Source organism: Allobosea sp. FBZP-16, from assembly GCF_002831785.1.
GTDB classification, from domain to species: domain Bacteria; phylum Pseudomonadota; class Alphaproteobacteria; order Rhizobiales; family Beijerinckiaceae; genus Allobosea; species Allobosea lupini.
In genome coordinates this window covers 1-17,732 of the sequence record NZ_LNCQ01000007.1, presented here as the reverse complement: position 1 = coordinate 17,732, position 17,732 = coordinate 1, and the positions used below count along the sequence as shown (strand labels likewise).

The 17,732-nt window shown below is 66.7% G+C and carries 16 protein-coding genes and 1 tRNA gene; 10 read left to right on the top strand and 7 right to left on the bottom strand.

Annotated elements, in window-relative coordinates:
• Positions 1-98 precede the first annotated feature (98 nt).
• Positions 99-884, top strand: a complete 786-nt coding sequence (locus tag CXY91_RS01895; RefSeq protein WP_199777333.1) for an alpha/beta hydrolase — start codon at positions 99-101, stop codon at positions 882-884.
• Positions 885-894: 10 nt separating this feature from the next.
• Here the strand turns inward: CXY91_RS01895 and CXY91_RS01890 are convergent, their stop codons facing one another.
• The 7 genes from CXY91_RS01890 to CXY91_RS01860 all read right to left on the bottom strand — a co-directional run bounded on the left by CXY91_RS01890 (position 895) and on the right by CXY91_RS01860 (position 6,261).
• Entirely contained in the window at positions 895-1,149 is a 255-nt protein-coding gene (locus CXY91_RS01890; RefSeq protein ID WP_091831714.1) for a BQ00720 family protein, read from the bottom strand.
• A 110-nt stretch (positions 1,150-1,259) separates the two neighbouring features.
• Positions 1,260-1,688 carry an Hsp20 family protein gene (locus CXY91_RS01885; RefSeq protein WP_091831716.1) on the bottom strand — a complete coding sequence of 143 codons (429 nt, stop codon included), beginning with the start codon at positions 1,686-1,688 and terminating at the stop codon, positions 1,260-1,262.
• A 137-nt stretch (positions 1,689-1,825) separates the two neighbouring features.
• Positions 1,826-2,230 carry a RidA family protein gene (locus tag CXY91_RS01880; protein WP_100959082.1) on the bottom strand — a complete coding sequence of 135 codons (405 nt, stop codon included), beginning with the start codon at positions 2,228-2,230 and terminating at the stop codon, positions 1,826-1,828.
• A 193-nt stretch (positions 2,231-2,423) separates the two neighbouring features.
• Entirely contained in the window at positions 2,424-4,256 is a 1,833-nt protein-coding gene (locus CXY91_RS01875) for a methyl-accepting chemotaxis protein (RefSeq protein ID WP_100959081.1), read from the bottom strand.
• Positions 4,257-4,590: 334 nt separating this feature from the next.
• Positions 4,591-4,667, bottom strand: a tRNA-His gene (locus CXY91_RS01870).
• 125 nt (positions 4,668-4,792) lie between these two features.
• Positions 4,793-5,704 carry a hypothetical protein gene (locus CXY91_RS01865; protein WP_100959080.1) on the bottom strand — a complete coding sequence of 304 codons (912 nt, stop codon included), beginning with the start codon at positions 5,702-5,704 and terminating at the stop codon, positions 4,793-4,795.
• Positions 5,705-5,865: 161 nt separating this feature from the next.
• Positions 5,866-6,261: a phasin gene (locus CXY91_RS01860; RefSeq protein WP_091831724.1), complete on the bottom strand. Its 396-nt coding sequence runs from the start codon at positions 6,259-6,261 to the stop codon at positions 5,866-5,868.
• A gap of 255 nt (positions 6,262-6,516) precedes the next feature.
• Between CXY91_RS01860 and CXY91_RS01855 the strand changes: the two genes are divergently transcribed.
• The 9 genes from CXY91_RS01855 to CXY91_RS01815 all read left to right on the top strand — a co-directional run bounded on the left by CXY91_RS01855 (position 6,517) and on the right by CXY91_RS01815 (position 17,475).
• Positions 6,517-9,537, top strand: coding sequence for an ATP-binding protein (locus CXY91_RS01855; protein ID WP_100959079.1), 3,021 nt, complete (start codon positions 6,517-6,519; stop codon positions 9,535-9,537).
• Positions 9,538-9,656: 119 nt separating this feature from the next.
• Positions 9,657-10,814 (top strand): acyl-CoA dehydrogenase family protein, encoded by a 1,158-nt coding sequence (locus CXY91_RS01850; RefSeq protein ID WP_091831729.1) that lies wholly within the window; start codon positions 9,657-9,659, stop codon positions 10,812-10,814.
• 67 nt (positions 10,815-10,881) lie between these two features.
• On the top strand, positions 10,882-11,544 hold the full coding sequence (locus CXY91_RS01845; RefSeq protein ID WP_091831731.1) for a glutathione S-transferase family protein: 663 nt from the start codon (positions 10,882-10,884) through the stop codon (positions 11,542-11,544).
• Between the two features lie 84 nt (positions 11,545-11,628).
• Complete coding sequence (locus CXY91_RS01840; protein WP_248307315.1) at positions 11,629-12,570, top strand: DMT family transporter; 942 nt, start codon at positions 11,629-11,631, stop codon at positions 12,568-12,570.
• A gap of 232 nt (positions 12,571-12,802) precedes the next feature.
• Entirely contained in the window at positions 12,803-13,792 is a 990-nt protein-coding gene (locus CXY91_RS01835; protein ID WP_100959077.1) for a LysR family transcriptional regulator, read from the top strand.
• A complete protein-coding gene (locus tag CXY91_RS01830; protein WP_100959076.1) occupies positions 13,792-14,310 on the top strand; it encodes a tripartite tricarboxylate transporter TctB family protein in 519 nt (172 codons plus the stop codon). The genes CXY91_RS01835 and CXY91_RS01830 overlap by 1 nt, the downstream gene beginning before the upstream one ends.
• Before the next feature lie 3 nt (positions 14,311-14,313).
• Complete coding sequence (locus CXY91_RS01825; RefSeq protein WP_100959075.1) at positions 14,314-15,816, top strand: tripartite tricarboxylate transporter permease; 1,503 nt, start codon at positions 14,314-14,316, stop codon at positions 15,814-15,816.
• Positions 15,817-15,877: 61 nt separating this feature from the next.
• Positions 15,878-16,849 carry a tripartite tricarboxylate transporter substrate-binding protein gene (locus tag CXY91_RS01820; RefSeq protein WP_100959074.1) on the top strand — a complete coding sequence of 324 codons (972 nt, stop codon included), beginning with the start codon at positions 15,878-15,880 and terminating at the stop codon, positions 16,847-16,849.
• 80 nt (positions 16,850-16,929) lie between these two features.
• Positions 16,930-17,475: an ureidoglycolate lyase gene (locus CXY91_RS01815; RefSeq protein WP_100959073.1), complete on the top strand. Its 546-nt coding sequence runs from the start codon at positions 16,930-16,932 to the stop codon at positions 17,473-17,475.
• Positions 17,476-17,732 lie beyond the last annotated feature (257 nt).

Below are 17,732 nucleotides of genomic sequence, written 5' to 3'. Positions count from 1 at the left end.
CTCGCCGATGCTATCGGGGTCGTGATGATCACAAAATCGGGCGGGATTGCAGCAGGGTTATACCTGCTTTCGCCCGGTTCATCACAGGAGAGATTAAAGTGACGAGGCCCCAGCCGCAATTTCTGAGCGTCGGCTCCGGCGCGGAACGCCGGGAGATCGCAGTGCTGACGCAAGCCGGCAAGGGCCCGCCGGTGGTCTGGCTCGGCGGCTTGCGTTCAGACATGCGCGCGACCAAGGCCGAGGCGCTGGCCGCCTGGGCGGAGCGCACCGGGCGCGCCTTCATCCGCTTCGACTATGCCGGCCATGGCGAATCGGGCGGCGAGTTCGCGCGGTGGACGATGTCGCACTGGATCGAGGATGCGCAGGCTGTCCTCGCCGCCCAAACGCAAGGTCCTGCCGTCCTGGTCGGTTCGTCCATGGGCGGCTGGGTCGCGCTGCTGACGACGCTGAAACTGCGCAACACCGCACCGGACCTGCAGCCCGCCGGCCTCGTCCTGATCGCGCCGGCGGTCGACTTCACCGAAGAGCTGATGTGGGCGCAGATGCCGGAGGTGATCCGCGAAACGATCCTCAGGGACGGCGTCTGGCAGCGGCCGTCGGAGTATTCTCCCGAACCGATGCCGATCACGCGGGCGCTGATCGAGGACGGACGGAACCATCTCCTGTTCGGGCACCCGCTCGAAACCGGCTGCCCCATCCATATCCTGCAGGGGATGAAGGACCCCGACGTGCCCTATGGCCAGGCGCTCAAGCTGGTCGAGCACTTGCCGCACGATCCGGTCGTGCTGACCCTTGTCAAGGACGGCGACCATCGCCTGTCGACGCCGGAGGACATCGCGCGCCTCGTCGCCGCCGTCGAGGGCATCGCGCCCACGACGGCATAGACGTTTCGGGTCAGTGCAGGCTGACCATCCGGAGATCGTGCTCCCAGGCATTGGCCGTCGCGGCCTCGCGGGAATCGGTCACCAGGATCGGCGCGCCGTCGGCTGCAAGCAGCGCGAAGAGCTGCAGGCCGGGTTCGATATCCGGTGCCTGCGGAAAGATGCGGGCCAGCTCATCCGACATGATCGGCTTGAGATAGGCGACCTGGCCGTTGCCGAGAGCGGCGAATTCGGCCGTGGTCAGAGGGTTGTTTCTGGTCTCAGTCATCGCGCCCTCCTTCAGAGCAGTGCGAGGCCGTTTGATTGTGCATCCTTGATCATGAACGGAAGGCAAACCGCATGCCTTTCTCGTAAAGACCTTCTGTAGCCCTCAGGGGCCTAGTCGCGGCTCATGATATCGATACGCCTGACGAGCCGTTCCGGTTCCGGACGGGCCAGATCGATGGCGAGCAGCCCGTTCGAGAGATCAGCCCCCAGGACCTGCATGCCGTCGGCGAGCAGGAAGGAGCGCTGGAACTGCCGCGCGGCGATGCCGCGATGCAGGAAATGCCGCGTCTTGTCGTCGACCTGCCGGCCGCGGATGGTCAGCTGGTTTTCCTCCAGCGTGATCTCGAGCTGGTCGCGCGAGAACCCGGCCACGGCGAGCGTGATCCTGAGCTTGTCGGGCTCATCCTCCGTGCGCGGCATGCGCTCGATATTATAGGGCGGATAGCCATCGCCGGCGCCTTTGGCGACACGGTCGAGTGCCCGCTCGATATCGTCGAAGCCGAGCAGGAAGGGATGCGACAGGCTAGGCGGACGCGTCATCACGAAGCCCTTGAAAAGGCGCCTCTGGAACTATCGGAGCCCGCTTGCGCAGCACCCCGCACGCGAAAGGCGAACCCAACCGCGTGACTGAGATATGGCGAGCGGCGCGTGCCGCCGCAAGCCCTGCGGACGACGCCTCAATCCAGCGCCGCGATCGCCTCGATCTCGATCAGCAGGCGCGGATCGACGAGCGCGGTGACGCCGACCATGGTGCTCGCCGGATAGGGACCATCGCCGAGATACTTCATCCGCACCTTGCGTACGGCGACCGCCTTCTCGGTGCTGAGCCCGACGACGTAGGTCACCAGCTTGAACACTTTCGAGAAGTCGGTGCCGGCGGCGCCCAGGGCGGCGGCGAGGTTGGCGTAGACCTGCTCGGCCTGGGCGGCGATATCACCCTCCCCGACCACCTTGCCCATCGGGTCGTAAGCGACCTGGCCGGAGACATGCACCTGCTTGCCGGCCTCGACGATCGCGAGGTGCGAATAGCCGGTCGGCGGAGAGAGCGAAGCGGGATTGAGAAGATCGATCTTGCTGGGCATGGGCGGCTCCCGAGGCTGGAGCGCGCAACGCCGCGCGATCCGGCCGCAGGCTAGAGGCTGCGGGGCAGCATGTGCAAATGCCCGGGAGCGGCATGACCGGACCAGGGCGCACTGTCGCCAGCGCGCCCTGTGAGCCCGACACGGTCAGAAGTCGGTTGCGCTCGCCGATCTGCCGGCGCGTGCAGTCGCCGGCTTAGAACTCTTCCCAGCCCGCCGCAGAGCCATTGGAGACCCGGCGTTGACTTGAACCTGCCTGACGGGACACCGGGGCGGAAGCCGGGCGCGCCATCTGGGCGGCCGCTTGCCGCAACTGAGCCACGCCTTCGACCGTGCGATCGCCTTTCGTCGCCACGCCCGCGACGCGGAAGCCGCCCACGAGCCCCTGCAGCGAGTCGGTTGCCAATTGCAGCTCTGCTGCGACGCTCGCACTCTGATCGGCCATCGACGAATTGCGCTGGGTCATCTCGTCCATATGGGCGACAACCTTCGCCACTTCCTCGATCCCGTTCGCCTGCTCGCGCGAGGCGCTCTTGATCTCATCCAACGCGGCAGAGACGCTGGTCGAGGAGGTGACGATCTCTCCCAGCGCCGACCCAGCCTGCTGGACGAGCCTGACGCCTCCTGCAACCTCGGCAGTGGAATTGGTGATCAGCTTCTTGATGTCGTTGGCCGCATCGCTGGAGCGCTGCGCCAGCGTGCGCACCTCCGATGCGACGACTGCGAAGCCCTTGCCGGCATCCCCCGCCCTCGCCGCCTCGACGGCCGCATTCAAGGCGAGCAGATTGGTCTGGAACGCGATGTCGTCGATGACGCGGATGATCTCGCCGATATCGCCGGACGCCTTCTCGATCCGCTCCATCGCGATCACCGCATCGCCCACGATGGCTCCGCCTCGGTTGGCGACGCCATTGGCCACGGCCCCGAGTTCAGCCGCCTCGCGAGCGCGCTCGAAGCTCTGCTTCACGGAAGCCGCGAGCTCCTCCGTGGTCGCGGCGGTCTCTTCGAGGGATGCGGCCTGTTCTTCCGTGCGCTGAGCAAGATCCTTGCTGTCCGAACCAATGCGACGCGATCCGACGGAGATGCGCTCGGAAATTCCGGTGACGGTCTGAATCACGTTCGAGAACGTATCCAGAAGCTCATTGATGCCGTTGCAGAGTTCGCCGATCTCTCCGGACTTGCCATCCAGCGGCACGCGCTGCGTCAAATCCTTCGCCTGCGTGGCCACGATGACGGAGCGCGTCTGCTCCACCGCTGCCTCGAGCGCCGCGGTGGCGAGCTTGCTGGCCGTGATGTCGGTGGCGTATTTGACGACCTTGTAGGGCTTACCCAGCGAATCGAGGATCGGGTTGTAGCTCGCCTGGATCCAGACCTTGCGGCCGCCCTTGCCGATCCGCAGATACTGGTTCTCGTCGTATTCGCCGCATGCGAGCTTTTGCCAGAACCGGGCGTAAGCCTCGGTGTCGCGCTCGAGCGGCTGCGCGAACATCGAATGGTGCTGTCCCTTGACTTCACCAATCGTATAGCCCAGCGCCCTCAGGAAGTTCTCGTTGGCGTCGAGAACCTTGCCCGTCAGATCGAACTCGATGACCGCCTGCGCCTTCCTGATCGCCGCGAGCTGACCTTCAGCATTCGACACCGCTTCCTTGATGCCGGTGATGTCGTTGGCGTACTTGATCACCTTGAACGGCCGCTTGCCGTCGGTTCCGCAGATCGGCGTGTAGGTCGCCTGAAGCCAGACCCGCTTGCCGCTCTTGGCAACGCGCGCGAACTGCGCCTGGAACGCCTTGCCCCCGCTCAGATCCTGCCAGAAGCTGCGATAGGCTTCCGTAGCCCTCTCCTCGGGCGGCACGAACATGGAGTGATGCTGCCCGATGATCTCGGAACGCTGGTAACCGACAGCCTGCAGGAACAGATCGTTTGCCTCGATGATCTTGCCGTCGAGATCAAATTCGATGACGGCCTGCCAACGTCGAATCGACATCGCCTCGGCAGTCGCTTGTGTCCCGCTCTTTTTGAAAAGATTCATTCAGGCCGCCCCTTGACCGCAAAGTTAATGCCGCAACGTCAATGACGTTTAATGAAGATCGTTAGCAAAGCATTACGCGGAACGGGGCCAAGGCTCGCGCCCAGAGTTTTTGCGCTCTGTCTGGATATTATCCAGTACAATAATCTACTATAGGTTGCAGTCGGATTGATGGAGCAAAGCCCAACCGCCCGGGCCCATGCCGAATGTTTCGTGGAGGACTGCGGAAGCCATGAGCGAGGGCATGGCAATCGAGCGTCCGGCTGGCCACACCAGGACGCAACCGGGTCGGAACTACGCCGGTCCTATTCAGAACGATAATCCGGGGATATCGCGATGGTACAGCCACCCCGGCTTGAACGGGGGACCTCTAGATCCACAATCTAGCGCTCTAACCAACTGAGCTATGGCTGCACGGCTCGCGCCGAAGTCGCGACCTTGGAACCGATCCGGCGACGGCGCGGAACCTAGTGCCACGCCTCGCCGAATGCAACGGCAAATACAGGGCCGGGCGTGGAAAACCGCGCCGGCCTTCAAAATCAGCGGCGGGGCAGTTCCTGGCGCGCCGTCGCGGCGAGATCGCCGAGATGGGCGGCGAAGGATTCGTAGCTGCGGCGGAAGGCCTTGGTCTGGAGCGCGACCGCATCTGCAGTGCTCTGCGTGCGCGCCAGGGTCTCGACCTCGCCCAGCGTCGCCTTGAGCTCGGCGCAGGCATGGTCGAGAACCTTGGCCTGGACGACGCCGAAGGCGCGGGTGAGTGCCAGGGCCGGCTCGATCCAGACGGCTGCCGAGAAAGCGGCGATGGGAGCCGGCTTCCGCGCCTCGACCGGCTTGGCGACAACGGGGGCGATCGCCACAGGCGCCGCAACGGGCTTGGCTGGCTGAACGGCTTCAGTGACCTTGGCCGCAACGGGAGCCACCGGCTTTACAGCAGCGGGTTCGACCTTGGCGGGAGCGGGCTGCGCCTTGACCGGCTCGGCAGCGACCTTGGCACGCGCGGGCTTGAGGGCCGGAGCAGCGACCTTGGCGGAGGGCCTCGCAATCTTGGTCTTCTGCGGGGCGACACGCTTGGTGGGCTCGGCCGCAGGCTTTGCGACAGGCTTCGCTGCGGGCGCGGCGGCAACGACCGGGGCGGGCTTCACCACCGGCTGCGGGACGGCGGGCTCGGTAGCAGCAGGCTTGGGAGCAGCGGGCTTGGGAGCAGCGGGCTTGGGAGCAGCGGCAGCGGACTTCGATTCGACCTTGGGAGCGGGCGCAACCGCGACCGGATCGGCAACGGGCGTCACCTCGGCCACAGGCTTGATTTCCACCGGCTTGGATTCCAGCGGCCTGACCTCCGGAGCCTTGACGGGCGCAGCCTGCACGGCCGGCGCAACCGGCTTCGGCTCGCTCAGCGCCTTGACCGGCGCGAGGCTGACCGGCGCCTTGCCGGGGATCGTCTGCTTAGCCATCGGATCTCTCCTTCACGGTTTCGGCAGGACATGCCTGCGCGATAGACGGAGCCGGGCACGAGCGAACTCCGGCAGGGCGAGTCTCGCCCCAACAAAGAGTCACGCACCGGCCCGGCCGCTTGGTCGTGAAAGCCTGCTCCGCGCTCGCGGCGCTCAAGGCCTCACTTCAGCTTGGTCGCCTTGGCGGCGGTCTCGGCCGTCTTCTTGGCCGCATCCTGCACGCTCGCGCCGACTTCCTTGAGCTGCGCCTGCAGCGCGGCGACCTGCGCCTTCAGGAATTCGGACTGGTGCTGGAGCACCTCGTTCATGTCCTTGGATTTGACCAGCTTGTCGGCGAGATCGAAGGCGGCCGCGATATTGTTCTCGGCATAGGACATCGCCTTCTTGGTCATGTCCTGCACGTTGACGCGGGCCGACTCGGCCGAGCCATGGGCGCTGTCGACCGCCTTCTGGGCGGCACCGATGAAGCCGTCGAAGGCCTTGCGCGCCTGATCGACGCTCTTTTCGGCGAAATCGCGCATCTCGGTGGGAACTTCGTAGGGAAGCTTGCCGTCCATGGTAGGTCCTCCTGCGACCGAGCCAAGCGTCCGCGCCGTCTCCGGCGCCGCGCTCCTATTGTGCACTGCAATATCATTATTGCAGTGCAATGACAATGCCGCCACCGAGACGGCGGCGGCGGCATATTAACGCTGTTTTGAAACGTCAGGGGAGAGGCCGGGTTCCCGCATGGATTCACCCCGCTCGCGCAGTTATTAAAGATTTGTTAGGCATATTCGCGCGGGCTGGAGTCGCCAGCAGCAGAGCGGAGCAGGATGAGCGAATCCGGACAGGATTGGAACGGCCTCACCGGCGCCCTGGCGCTGGATCCCGCGCTCGCGGGCTTTGCCCGTGACGGCGCGCTGCTGCTCTGGCCCGCCGACGGCGACGCCCCGGCCTTCGCCAACGCCGGCGGCCGGGCCCTGCTCGACGCGTTCGGCGGAGCCGCCAAGCTTCCCGCGGCGACTCGTGAGCGTTTACGGCTGCTTGCCGGCGGGCTCGCCTCACCGACGGCGCTGAGGCTGGAACGATTGCGGCTCGGCGCCTCTCTCGCAGGGCTCGTGACCTGCGGCTGCAAGCGCATCGAGACCGGCTCCGGCCTGGCGCTGGCGATCGGCGTCACCGCCTCCGAATTGCGCCGCCTCGGCATCACCGTGCCGAGGGACGAGCCGGCGGCGGTTGCTGCCCCCTCTCCTGCCGCGCCCTCGGCGGCGCCTGTCGTGGCAGGCACCACCGGCGAATCACCCGAGCAGCCGCGCCGCGCCAATCTACGCTTCCTGTGGGAAAGCGACCTCGACGGGACGCTGGTCAGCCTGTCGCAGGACTTCGCGGCGCTGGTCGGCCAGAAGGTCGCGAGCGCAACGCAGGGACGCAACTGGTCCGCGCTGCTCGCCAGCGACGTCGTCGATCTCGAGGGCGACCTGGCGACACGCCTCGCGACCTCCTCGACCTGGAGCGGCCGGGCCGTGCTCTGGCGCGTTTCCCCAGACGAAGGCGCACGCGTCGAGCTGTCCGGCTTCCCGCTGTTCGATAGTGAGCGCAATCCCGCCGGCTTCCGCGGCTTCGGCCTCGCCCGCTCGCCCGCCAACGAGACTTTTCCGCGGCGCGAAACGCCTGAAGCGAACGTCGCTTCCTTAGTTCCGGAAGCTGATATCCCGGCGGCAGAACCGCCGATCGCAGCCATTGCGGAAGCCCCCACGCCCGCAGTTCCTTCGATCGAAACCGCCGAGGCGGCGCCGATCGAGCCGGCCCGGGCAGAGGCCGGCGACGACGAGACCGATGGCGTGCCGACTGATCCGGAGGCGCCCGCCGAGGCGTCCTCCGAGCCGGACGAAACCGTGGAAGCGCAAGACGCGCCAGCCGAGACCGAAGCGTCGGATGACGATGCCACGACAGAGCAAGCCGAAGACGGAGGCGAGGCTGCCAAGGTCAGCGAACCGCCGCCGGCTGCCGAAGCGCCGCCGGCCAATGTCGTGCCGCTGCGCAATGGCCATCTGGCCGCCGTTCGCCCGGTGCTCGAGCCGTCCAAGACCCTGCTCTCCTCGGCCGAACGCAATGCCTTCCGCGAGATCGCCAAGGCGCTCGGCGCCCGCATCGCCGGCGAAGAAGACGAGCCAGGCGGCCCGCGTCTGCCGGTCGCGGCGCAACTGCGCGTGCGAGAGAAGGAGGCGAACGACGCCAAGGACGAATCGTCTGCCGCGATTCCCTCGACTGCTGCGCCGGTGCAGCCCTCGGCTCCGGAAGGGCGCCCCCGCGTCGCCAACGCCCATGCGGAGATTCTGGACCGACTCCCGATCGCCGTGCTGGTCAATCGCGACGAGACGGCACTCTACGCAAACCGCACCCTGCTCGACCTGCTGGATTATGCCGATCTCGACGATCTCTCGGCGGCGGGCGGCATCAGCACGCTGATCAGGGGCGTGAGCCGCAGCAGCGACGGCGCGATGATCCTGGTCGACCGCAAGGGCGGGCTGATCAGCGTCGACGGCCGGCTCTCCAGCGTGAGCTGGCAGGGCGAGCCCGCGACGCTGATGGCCTTCCGCAACAGCGTGCCGGGCGGCGACCTCAGGATGCTGACGCCCGAGGAGGCGGAAGAGCAGGAGCTCGCGGCCGAGTTCGCGGCGGAGGAAGAAGAGGCCACGTCCCGCGTCGAGCAGCTGCGGCTGGAGGGACAGGCCAACGACGCTCGCGTATCCGAGCTGTCTGCGATGCTCGACACCGCGACGGATGGCGTCGTCACCGTCGACGGGCGCGGGCGCATTCTGTCGCTCAACAAGAGCGCCGAGGCGCTGTTCGGCTATGACCAGCGCGAGGTTGCCGGCGAGCTCTTCACGCTGCTCTTCGCGCCGGAGAGTCATTCGCCCGCCCTCGACTATCTCGATGGGCTGATCGGCGGCGGCGTCGCCTCGCTGATGAATGATGGCCGCGAGGTCATCGGCCGCGTGCGCCAGGGCGGGCGCATCCCGCTATTCATGACCATGGGCCGCATCGCCGAAGGGCCGGACAGCAAGTTCTGCGCGGTCCTGCGCGACATCACCGCCTGGAAGAAGACCGAGGGCGAGCTGGTCGAAGCGCGCAAGAGCGCCGAGAAGGCGAGCGCGCAGAAATCGGACGTGCTGGCCAAGATCAGCCACGAGATCCGCACGCCGCTCAACGCCATCATCGGCTTCGCCGAGGTGATGGCGGAGGAGCGCTTCGGCCCGATCGAGAACGAGCGCTACAAGGAGTATCTGCGCGACATCCACCTGTCGGGCGGCTACGTCATCAGCCTGGTCAACGATCTGCTCGACCTTGCCAAGATCGAGGCCGGCAAGCTCGACCTCGACTTCGTCAGCGTCAACCTGAACGAGATCGCGCTCTCGGCCGTCAATCTGCTGCAGCCGGAAGCCCAGCGCGGCCGTGTCGTGCTGCGTTCCGGTCTCGCGCCGAAGCTGCCGCCGGTGGTCGCCGACGAGCGTTCGCTGCGCCAGATCGTGATCAACCTGCTCTCCAATGCGGTGAAGTTCACAGATGCCGGCGGACAGGTGATCGTCTCGACCGCGCTCGGCGATCAGGGCGAGGCGATCCTGCGGGTCCGCGACACCGGCATCGGCATGGACGATGACGAGATTAAATTGGCGCTGGAGCCGTTCCGGCAGGTGCCGACGACGCGCAGATCGGGTGGGACCGGCCTCGGCCTGCCCCTGACCAAGGCGCTGGTCGAAGCCAACCGCGCGGCGCTCTCCATCACCAGCGTCAAGAAGGAAGGGACGCTGGTCGAGGTCACCTTCCCGCCGCAACGGGTGCTGGCAAGCTGAGCCTCAACTGCGCGGACAGCGCCTCAATGCGCACGCCGGGGAAAGCGGAGCCGCGCATTGGCGCACGGCGCAGCTCGCTCTAGACTTCGCGCCCCTGCCCCCGATCGGTGAGCATCCGCATGCAGTTCGCGCTCAGCGAAGAAGAAGAACTCATCCGCGAGAGCGCGCGCAAGCTCGCGGCGGACCGGCTGGCGCCATTGGCCGAGCAGCTCGACCGCGGCGAGGGCCGAGCCGAGTTCCTTGCCAACCTCAAGCTGCTCGCCGAAAACGGCTTCATGGCGCTCAACGTCAAGGGCCTGTTCGGCGGAACCGAGGCCGGCACCGTTTCTTTCGCCCTGGCGCTGGAGGAACTCGCCGCCGCCTGCGCCTCGACTGCGGTCACGACGTCGGTGACCAACATGGTCGGCGAAGTCATCCAGGCCGTCGGCAACGAGGCGCAGAAATCGACCTATCTGCCGAAGCTGGCTGATGGCACCTATCCGGCCGGGGCCTTCTGCCTCACCGAGTCAGGGGCGGGCTCCGACCCCGCCGGCATGAAGCTGCGCGCCCGGCGCGACGGCGATAGCTACGTCCTCGATGGCCAGAAGATCTACATCACCTCCGGCGAATATGCCGGACTCTTCGTCGTCTGGGGCGTGACCAATCCCGAGGCGCCGAAGGGCAAGGGCATCTCGGTCTTCCTGGTGCCGGCCGATACGCCCGGCGTCAGCATCGGCAAGGCCGAAAAGAAGATGGGCCAGACCGGCTCGGCGACCAACACCATCCATTTCGACGCCGCGCGCATCCCCGCCGCCAACCTGATGGGCAAGGAGAACGACGGCTTCCGCGTCGCCGTCGGCGAACTCGCCGGCGGGCGCATCGGCGTCGCTTCCGTCTCGCTCGGCATCGCTCGCGCCGCGATGGACGCCGCCAAGTCCTATGCCCGCGAGCGCAAGCAGTTCGGGCAGGCGATCTCCGACTTCCAGGGCCTGCAGTGGATGATCGCCGACCGCGAGCTCGACCTGCACGCGGCGCGCCTCCTGATCCTCGATGCCGCCGCGAAGAAGGATCGTGGCGAACCCTTCGCCAAGGAGGCCTCGATGGCCAAGCTCTTCGCCTCGGAGGCGGCACATCGCTGCACCGATACGGCGATCCAGATCCATGGCGGTGCCGGCTATTGCCGCGACTTCCCGGTCGAGCGCTATGCGCGCGACGCCCGCATCACCCGGATCTACGAAGGAACCTCCGAGATCCAGCGCCTGATCATCGCGCGCGAGACCTTGCGTCAGCTCGGCTGAGCTTCGTAGAATTTTCTTCTCCGCATCCGCTGGATTCGGAGCCCATCCCCGTCTGCCGGAAACGCCCATGTCCCTGACCATCTATGGCTGCTATCGCTCGCGCGCGACGCGCAATGTCTGGCTCGCCAACGAGCTCGGCATCACCTTCAAGCATGTGCCGGTGATCCAGGCCTATCGCCTGCCCGATCCGAAGGCGGCCGATGCCCCCGTGCATACCCGCAGCGCCGAGTTTCTCGAGGTCAATCCGAACGGTCATATCCCGTCGATCGACGATGACGGCTTCGTCATGCACGAATCGCTGGCGATCAACCTCTACCTCGCCCGCAAGCATGGCGGCCCGGTCGCGCCGAAGGACGTCCAGGAGGAGGGGCTCGCCGCGATGTGGGCACTCTGGGCCGCGACCGAATGCGAGACGAACGCGCTCAACCTGACCTATCATCTCGCCGCCTATCCGCCGGAGAAGCGTGACCCGGCCATCGTCAGCAAGGCGCTCGAGGCGCTGGCCGCGCCATTCGCCGTGCTCGACAAGGCCCTGGCGGACGGCGGCGGCTATGTCATGGGCGGGCGCTTCACCGTCGCCGACATCAATGTCGGCGAGGTCATCCGCTACGCCAAGCCGGCAACGCAGCTCTTCGATGCCGCGCCGAACGTCAAGGCCTGGCTCGACAAGCTGCACCAGCGCCCCGCCTTCAAGGCGATGTGGGCGGCGCGCGATGCGGAGCCGGCATAACGCTCTGGCGGAAATCGGGTGGCCGGGTCCTGCCCGGCCACCTACTGACGCAGGATGACCGGCCCTGCGAGGACTGATTGCGCCATGACACAGCCAGCCTCTGCTCCCTCGCTCCGCATGGGCCCGACCGAATGGCTCCTGCTCGTCGCCCTCTCGATCCTGTGGGGTGGCTCGTTCTTCTTCAACAAGCTCACCGTGGCGGAATGGCCACCCTTCGCCGTCGTGCAGGTGCGCGTCGGTCTGGCGGCGCTGGCGCTGCTGCTGGTGGTGCGGATCACCGGGCACTCGATGGCGGTCGGCCGCAGCGTCTGGCTGGCCTTCTTCGGGATGGGCATCCTCAACAACCTCATCCCGTTCAGCCTGTTTCTCTGGGGCCAGCAGCAGATCGCCAGTGGCCTCGCCTCGATCCTGAACGCGACGACGCCGATCTTCTCGGTGCTGGTGATGCACTGCTTCGCCAATGAGAAGGCGACCGGGCTGAAGCTCGGCGGCGTCCTGGCTGGTCTCGTCGGCGTCGGCATCCTGATGGGTCCCGATGCACTCGGAGGCCTCGGCTCCAACCTGGCGGCGCAGCTCGCCTGCGTCCTCGCCGCGGTGTCCTATGCCTTTTCCGGCCTGTTCGGACGGCGCTTCCGCGGCATGCCGCCGCTCGTCGCCGCCACGGGGCAGCTCACGGCCTCGACGGTGATGATCGTCCCGATCGTCTTTTTCCTGCATCCGCCGTGGACGCTGCCGGTGCCCTCGCAGCAGGCGATCCTTGCGGCGGTCGGCCTCGCCCTGATCTCGACGGCGCTGGCCTACATCCTCTTCTTCAGGATCATGCGCACAGCCGGGCCCAGCAACGTCATGCTGGTGACCTTCCTGATCCCGGTCAGCGCCATACTGCTCGGCTCCGGGCTTCTTGGCGAAGAGCTTCTGCCCCGCCATTTCGCCGGTATGGCGGCGATCTTTGTCGGGCTTGCCCTGATCGACGGCCGCGTGGCCGGGTTATGGAGCAGGCGGCGGGCGAACCTGCCGACAGCTTGACCAGCTTCGGCCGGCGTCCATAAACTCCTGTAAAATCAATTCATTGCGCTCGGCTCAAGCATGCGAGCGGCGTTCCCCCCTGTGGACACCCTTCCCGTTGCAGCAAGCTTTGTTGCCAATAAATTATGAATTGCTCTAGGGTCGCAAAACCGGCGGATAGCGCTAAAGGGCATAACCGAAACAACTGGCAGATATCACAAAAAGCGATACGCCAGAGGGGAGCGCGACAACCATGGACCTGCGGCAACTGCGATGTTTCATCGCGGTGGCGGAAGAGCTGCACTTCGGCCGGGCGGCCGAGCGGCTCGGCCTCGCACCACCAGCCCTTTCACGCCAGATCAGCGCGCTCGAGGACGAGCTCGGCGTCAGCCTGCTGACGCGCACCACCCGGCAGGTCGCGCTCACGCGCGCCGGCCTGATCATGCTCGAGGAAGCCAAGGCCATCCTCGTCCGGATGGAACGCGCATCGCGCTCGGTGCGCGAAGCGTCGCTGGCCTCGAGCAAGGTCCTGCGTGTCGGCGCGATCGACGCGGCCTCGTCGAGCTTCGTGCCGGAAGCGCTGGTGACGTTCCGCTCGCGCCATCCCCGCATCGAGATCAAGTTCGTCGAGGCGATGACGGCGCCGCTGGTGCAGATGCTGGAGGCCGGCAAGCTCGATCTCGCTCTGCTGCGCCCGCCGCGCAAGCCGACCGACTGCGCCTTCGAGATTCTGCGCGTCGAGCGGCCGATCGTGGTGCTGAGCGAGAACCACCCGCTCGCAGCGCGCGAGCACCTGACCATGCAGGACCTTGTCGGCGAGCCTTTCGTGGTGCCCTCGAAGCGTATCCGCCCCTTCGCCTACGATCTCGTCATGGCCTATTTCGAGAGCGTCGGCGCGGTGCCCAACGTCACCATCGAGGCGACCGAGAAGCCGGCGATGATGTCCGCGGTCGCGGCCGGGCTCGGCATGGCGCTCGCGCCTGACTGGGTCTCGCGGCTGAGCTTCCCGGGCGTCACCATGCGGCGCCTGCGCGGCGCGCTGCTCGACCCGCCGCCGCCCGGCGCCCTCGTCGGCGTCGCCTGGCGGCCGCACCAGAAACTCGTCGCCCGCGATGATTTCCTCGCCATTCTGCGCGAGAGCGTGACCCTGATCGACGACGGCAACGTCCTGCCGTTCAGCGTAACCGGGCGCGGCAGGAAGCCTGCCGCACGCACAGCAACCACCCGAGCCGGAGGACATTGATGAGTCTGAACAAGATCGACGCGGCGCGAGGTTGGCGTATCCGCTCGACACAGGACCTGGCCGCCGGCCTGTTCATGATCGCGCTCGCTGCGCTGGCGCTCATCCTGTCGAGCGACCTTCCGACCGGGACGCTCCGCCAGATCGGCCCGGGCATGCTGCCCAAGGCCTTCGCCTGGATCTGCGCCGGCCTGGGCGCGGTGCTCGCCTTCAACTCGCTGCGCTACAATGGCGAGAAGCTGGCCGGCTGGTCCTGGCGCGGCGTCATCTTCGTGCTCGGCGCGGCGGTCGTCTTCGGCCTGACCATCCGCGGCTTCGAGATCGGCCCGCTCAAGGTGCCGCAGCTCGGCATGCTGGTCTCCGGTCCGCTCGTCGTGATCATCTCCGGCCTTGCGGCGGAGGATGTGAAGCTCAAGGAGCTCGTGATCTTCGCGATCGCGATGACGGCGGGCTGCGCCCTGATGTTCAAATACGCGCTGGGTCTGCCGATCCCGCTGGCGCCCTGGCTGCTGGGGATCTGATCCATGAGTGAAATGCTCGCCCACCTCTCGCTGGGTTTCGGCGTCGCGCTGACGCTGAAGAACATCGCGCTCTGCTTCGTCGGTTGCCTGGTCGGCACGCTGATCGGCGTTCTGCCGGGTGTCGGCCCGGTCGCCACCATCGCGATGCTGCTGCCGATCACCTTCGGCCTCGACCCGGTCGGCGCGCTGATCATGCTCGCCGGCATCTACTACGGCGCCCAGTATGGCGGCTCGACCACCGCGATCCTGGTCAACATCCCCGGCGAGGCCACCGCCGTCGTCACCACGCTCGACGGCCATCAGATGGCCAAGCAGGGCCGCGCCGGCGTCGCGCTCGGCACCGCCGCGATCGGCTCCTTCTTCGCCGGCTGCGTCGCGACCGTGATCATCGCCGCGCTCGGCGCGCCGCTGACCCGGCTCGCCTTGCTGTTCGGCCCCGCCGAATACTTCTCGCTGATGGTGATGGGCCTGTGCTTCGCGGTCGTGCTGGCGCGCGGCTCGATCCTCAAGGCCTTCTGCATGATCATGCTCGGCCTGCTGCTCTCGACCGTCGGCACCGACCTCGAGACCGGCCAGGAGCGCATGACCTTCGGCTTCCCGCCGCTCTCCGACGGCGTCGACTTCGCCGTGCTCGCCATGGGCGTGTTCGGCTTCGCCGAGGTGTTGCGTAACCTCGAGAATCCGGAAGCGCGCGACGTGGTCAAGTCGAAGATCGGCAAGCTGCTGCCCGACTGGAACGACATCAAGCAGTCGGCGGCGCCATGCCTGCGCGGCACCTTCATCGGCGGCATCCTCGGCATTCTGCCGGGCAACGGCGCGGTGCTCGGGCCGTTCGCGAGCTATACGATCGAGAAGAAGCTCGCCAAGGATCCCTCGCGCTTCGGCAAGGGCGCGATCGAGGGCGTCGCCGGGCCAGAATCGGCCAACAACGCCGGCGCGCAGACCGCCTTCATCCCGCTGCTGACCCTCGGCATCCCGCCGAATGCGGTGATGGCGCTGATGGTCGGCGCGATGACGATCCACGGCATCATCCCCGGCCCGCAGGTCATGACCAAGAACCCCGACCTGTTCTGGGGCATGATCGCCTCGATGTGGATCGGCAACCTGATGCTGCTGATCATCAACCTGCCGCTGGTCGGCGTCTGGGTGAAGCTGCTGCAGGTGCCCTATCGCCTGATGTTCCCGGCGATCCTGATCTTCTGCTCGATCGGCATCTACTCGGTGAACAACCAGCCTGTCGACGTCGCCTTCACCGCGCTGTTCGGCCTGTTCGGCTATCTCCTGATCAAGCTCGGCTTCGAGCCGGCCCCGATGCTGCTCGGCTTCGTGCTCGGCAAGCTGATGGAAGAGAAGCTGCGCCAGGCGCTGATCATCTCGCGCGGCTCGTTCATGACCTTCATCGAGCGGCCGATCTCGGCCGGCCTGCTGCTGGTCGCCGTCGCCATCCTCGTCATCGCGCTGCTGCCGTCGATGTCGAAGAAGCGCGACGAGGTCTTCACCGAATGACGGGGTTGTCGCTCAACTCCGTTCCACCATCTTCATTGTATCGCGTCAGGGAGGACTACCCATGAAAACACTCGCCCTCGGTCTCGCCGCAGCGCTCGCCTTGGCGCTGCCGGCGCAGGCCCAGTCCAAATATCCGGAGCGCCCGATCACCATGATCGTGCCCTTCGCCGCCGGCGGCCCGACCGACATCATCGCCCGCATCGTCAGCGAGAACATGTCGAAGACGCTCGGCCAACAGATCGTGGTCGAGAACGTCGCCGGCGCCGGTGGCACCACCGGCATCACCCGTGCGGTGACCGCGGCGCCGGATGGCTACACCATCGCGATGGGGCACCTCGGTACCTTCTCGGCGGCTCCGGCGACCTATCCCGGCCTGAAGTACGACCCGATCAACGGCATGCAGACGATCGGCCTCGCCGGCGGCACGCCGATCCTGATCGTCGCCAAGAAGGCCTTCGCGCCGAAGGACCTCAAGGAGTTCGTCTCATATGTGAAGGCGAACTCCGACAAGGTGAACGAAGCCCATGCCGGCGTGGGCTCGGTATCCTGGACGACCTGCACCCTGCTCAAGGGCCAGCTCGGCGTGCCGAAGCTGAACTCGGTCGCCTATCGCGGCACGGGTCCGGCGCTGAACGACCTCGTTTCCGGCCAGGTCGATTTCATGTGCGACCAGATCGTCAGCGTCGCCGAGCAGATCAAGGCCGGCACGATCAAGGCCTATGCGGTCGCTTCGGCGGAGCGCTCGCCTGCCCTGCCGGACGTGCCGACCACCAAGGAAGCCGGGCTCCCAGAGTACCAGATCGAAGCGTGGAACGGCATCGCCGCTCCGAAGGGCCTGCCGAAGGAGGCCGTCGACAAGCTGGTCGACGCGCTCGACAAGGCGCTGAACGACGAGACTGTCAAGAAGCGCCTGCTCGATCTCGGTACCGTGCTGCCGACCAAGGAAGAGCGCACCCCGGCCGGCTTCGCCGCGCTGATCAAGCGCGATGCCGACAAGCTCTCGCCGGTGCTGTCCGCCGCGCCGAAGCAGTGAATCGGTAGACGACAAGGCTTATCGACGGCGGGCTTCACGGCCCGCCGTTTTCTTTTGGCCCTGGCGCACTAGGATGCGGCATGCGCCGCGTTGCCCTGCCCATCTCCCCGCTCTCCGCCGAAGCCTTCGCTCCCTACGGTCGTGTCCTGTCTCCATCGGGAGAGCGCGACACTGGCCGCGAGGGCTACGACATCTGGATCCAGCCCTTCGCCGCCGAAAGCCGGCCGCGGCTGCAGATCGTGCGCTACCATGCACGTCCCTTCGTGGTCGCTCTGATCGAGCGGCATCTGCACGTCACCGAGGCGCGCCAGCCGCTTGGCGGACCGCCCGCCATCATCGTCGTCGCCGAGCCCTCCGACACACCGCCGGCGCCCGAGACGCTGCGCGCCTTCCGGCTCGACGGCGAAGGCGTGCTGTTCCACCGAGGCACCTGGCACGCGATCGACGCCTATCCCGAGCACGGCAGCCACGCCGACTTCCTGTTCCTGTCGGAGGAAGCGACGGTGAACGAGCTGTTCGACAATCCCGGCCGCGCCACCCGACGCACCCAGGTTCACGATTTTCAAGCGGCCGGCATCGAGCTCGTGATCGACGCCAACGCCTTGTTCGAGCTGGCAAACCCCTAACGCTTGTCACGATTGTTCACACCTCGTGACCGCCTGCGCGGAACCTGAGGCAGAGCTTCCCGTTTCCCTCCCCGAGGTTCCCACTCTGGAAGGAGAACGGATATGTTCAAGAAGCTTGCTCTCGTCACCGCCCTTGCCATCGTCCCGGCTGCGGCCTTCGCCCAGAACCCGGACGGCGCCCAGGGCGGCGCGGCCAGCGGCATCGTCGGCGGCGCGACCGCGGGTGCTGTCGGCGGCGCGGTGGTCGGCGGCCCGGT

Coding starts and splice junctions, on each gene's coding strand:
- CXY91_RS01865 (WP_100959080.1), bottom strand. CDS start 5,704: ATGGCTAAGCAGACGATCCCCGGCAAGGCGCCGGTCAGCCTCGCGCCG.
- CXY91_RS01815 (WP_100959073.1), top strand. CDS start 16,930: ATGCGCCGCGTTGCCCTGCCCATCTCCCCGCTCTCCGCCGAAGCCTTC.
- CXY91_RS01840 (WP_248307315.1), top strand. CDS start 11,629: ATGACACAGCCAGCCTCTGCTCCCTCGCTCCGCATGGGCCCGACCGAA.
- CXY91_RS01845 (WP_091831731.1), top strand. CDS start 10,882: ATGTCCCTGACCATCTATGGCTGCTATCGCTCGCGCGCGACGCGCAAT.
- CXY91_RS01885 (WP_091831716.1), bottom strand. CDS start 1,688: ATGACGCGTCCGCCTAGCCTGTCGCATCCCTTCCTGCTCGGCTTCGAC.
- CXY91_RS01835 (WP_100959077.1), top strand. CDS start 12,803: ATGGACCTGCGGCAACTGCGATGTTTCATCGCGGTGGCGGAAGAGCTG.
- CXY91_RS01850 (WP_091831729.1), top strand. CDS start 9,657: ATGCAGTTCGCGCTCAGCGAAGAAGAAGAACTCATCCGCGAGAGCGCG.
- CXY91_RS01830 (WP_100959076.1), top strand. CDS start 13,792: ATGAGTCTGAACAAGATCGACGCGGCGCGAGGTTGGCGTATCCGCTCG.
- CXY91_RS01860 (WP_091831724.1), bottom strand. CDS start 6,261: ATGGACGGCAAGCTTCCCTACGAAGTTCCCACCGAGATGCGCGATTTC.
- CXY91_RS01820 (WP_100959074.1), top strand. CDS start 15,878: ATGAAAACACTCGCCCTCGGTCTCGCCGCAGCGCTCGCCTTGGCGCTG.
- CXY91_RS01825 (WP_100959075.1), top strand. CDS start 14,314: ATGAGTGAAATGCTCGCCCACCTCTCGCTGGGTTTCGGCGTCGCGCTG.
- CXY91_RS01855 (WP_100959079.1), top strand. CDS start 6,517: ATGAGCGAATCCGGACAGGATTGGAACGGCCTCACCGGCGCCCTGGCG.
- CXY91_RS01890 (WP_091831714.1), bottom strand. CDS start 1,149: ATGACTGAGACCAGAAACAACCCTCTGACCACGGCCGAATTCGCCGCT.
- CXY91_RS01880 (WP_100959082.1), bottom strand. CDS start 2,230: ATGCCCAGCAAGATCGATCTTCTCAATCCCGCTTCGCTCTCTCCGCCG.
- CXY91_RS01875 (WP_100959081.1), bottom strand. CDS start 4,256: ATGAATCTTTTCAAAAAGAGCGGGACACAAGCGACTGCCGAGGCGATG.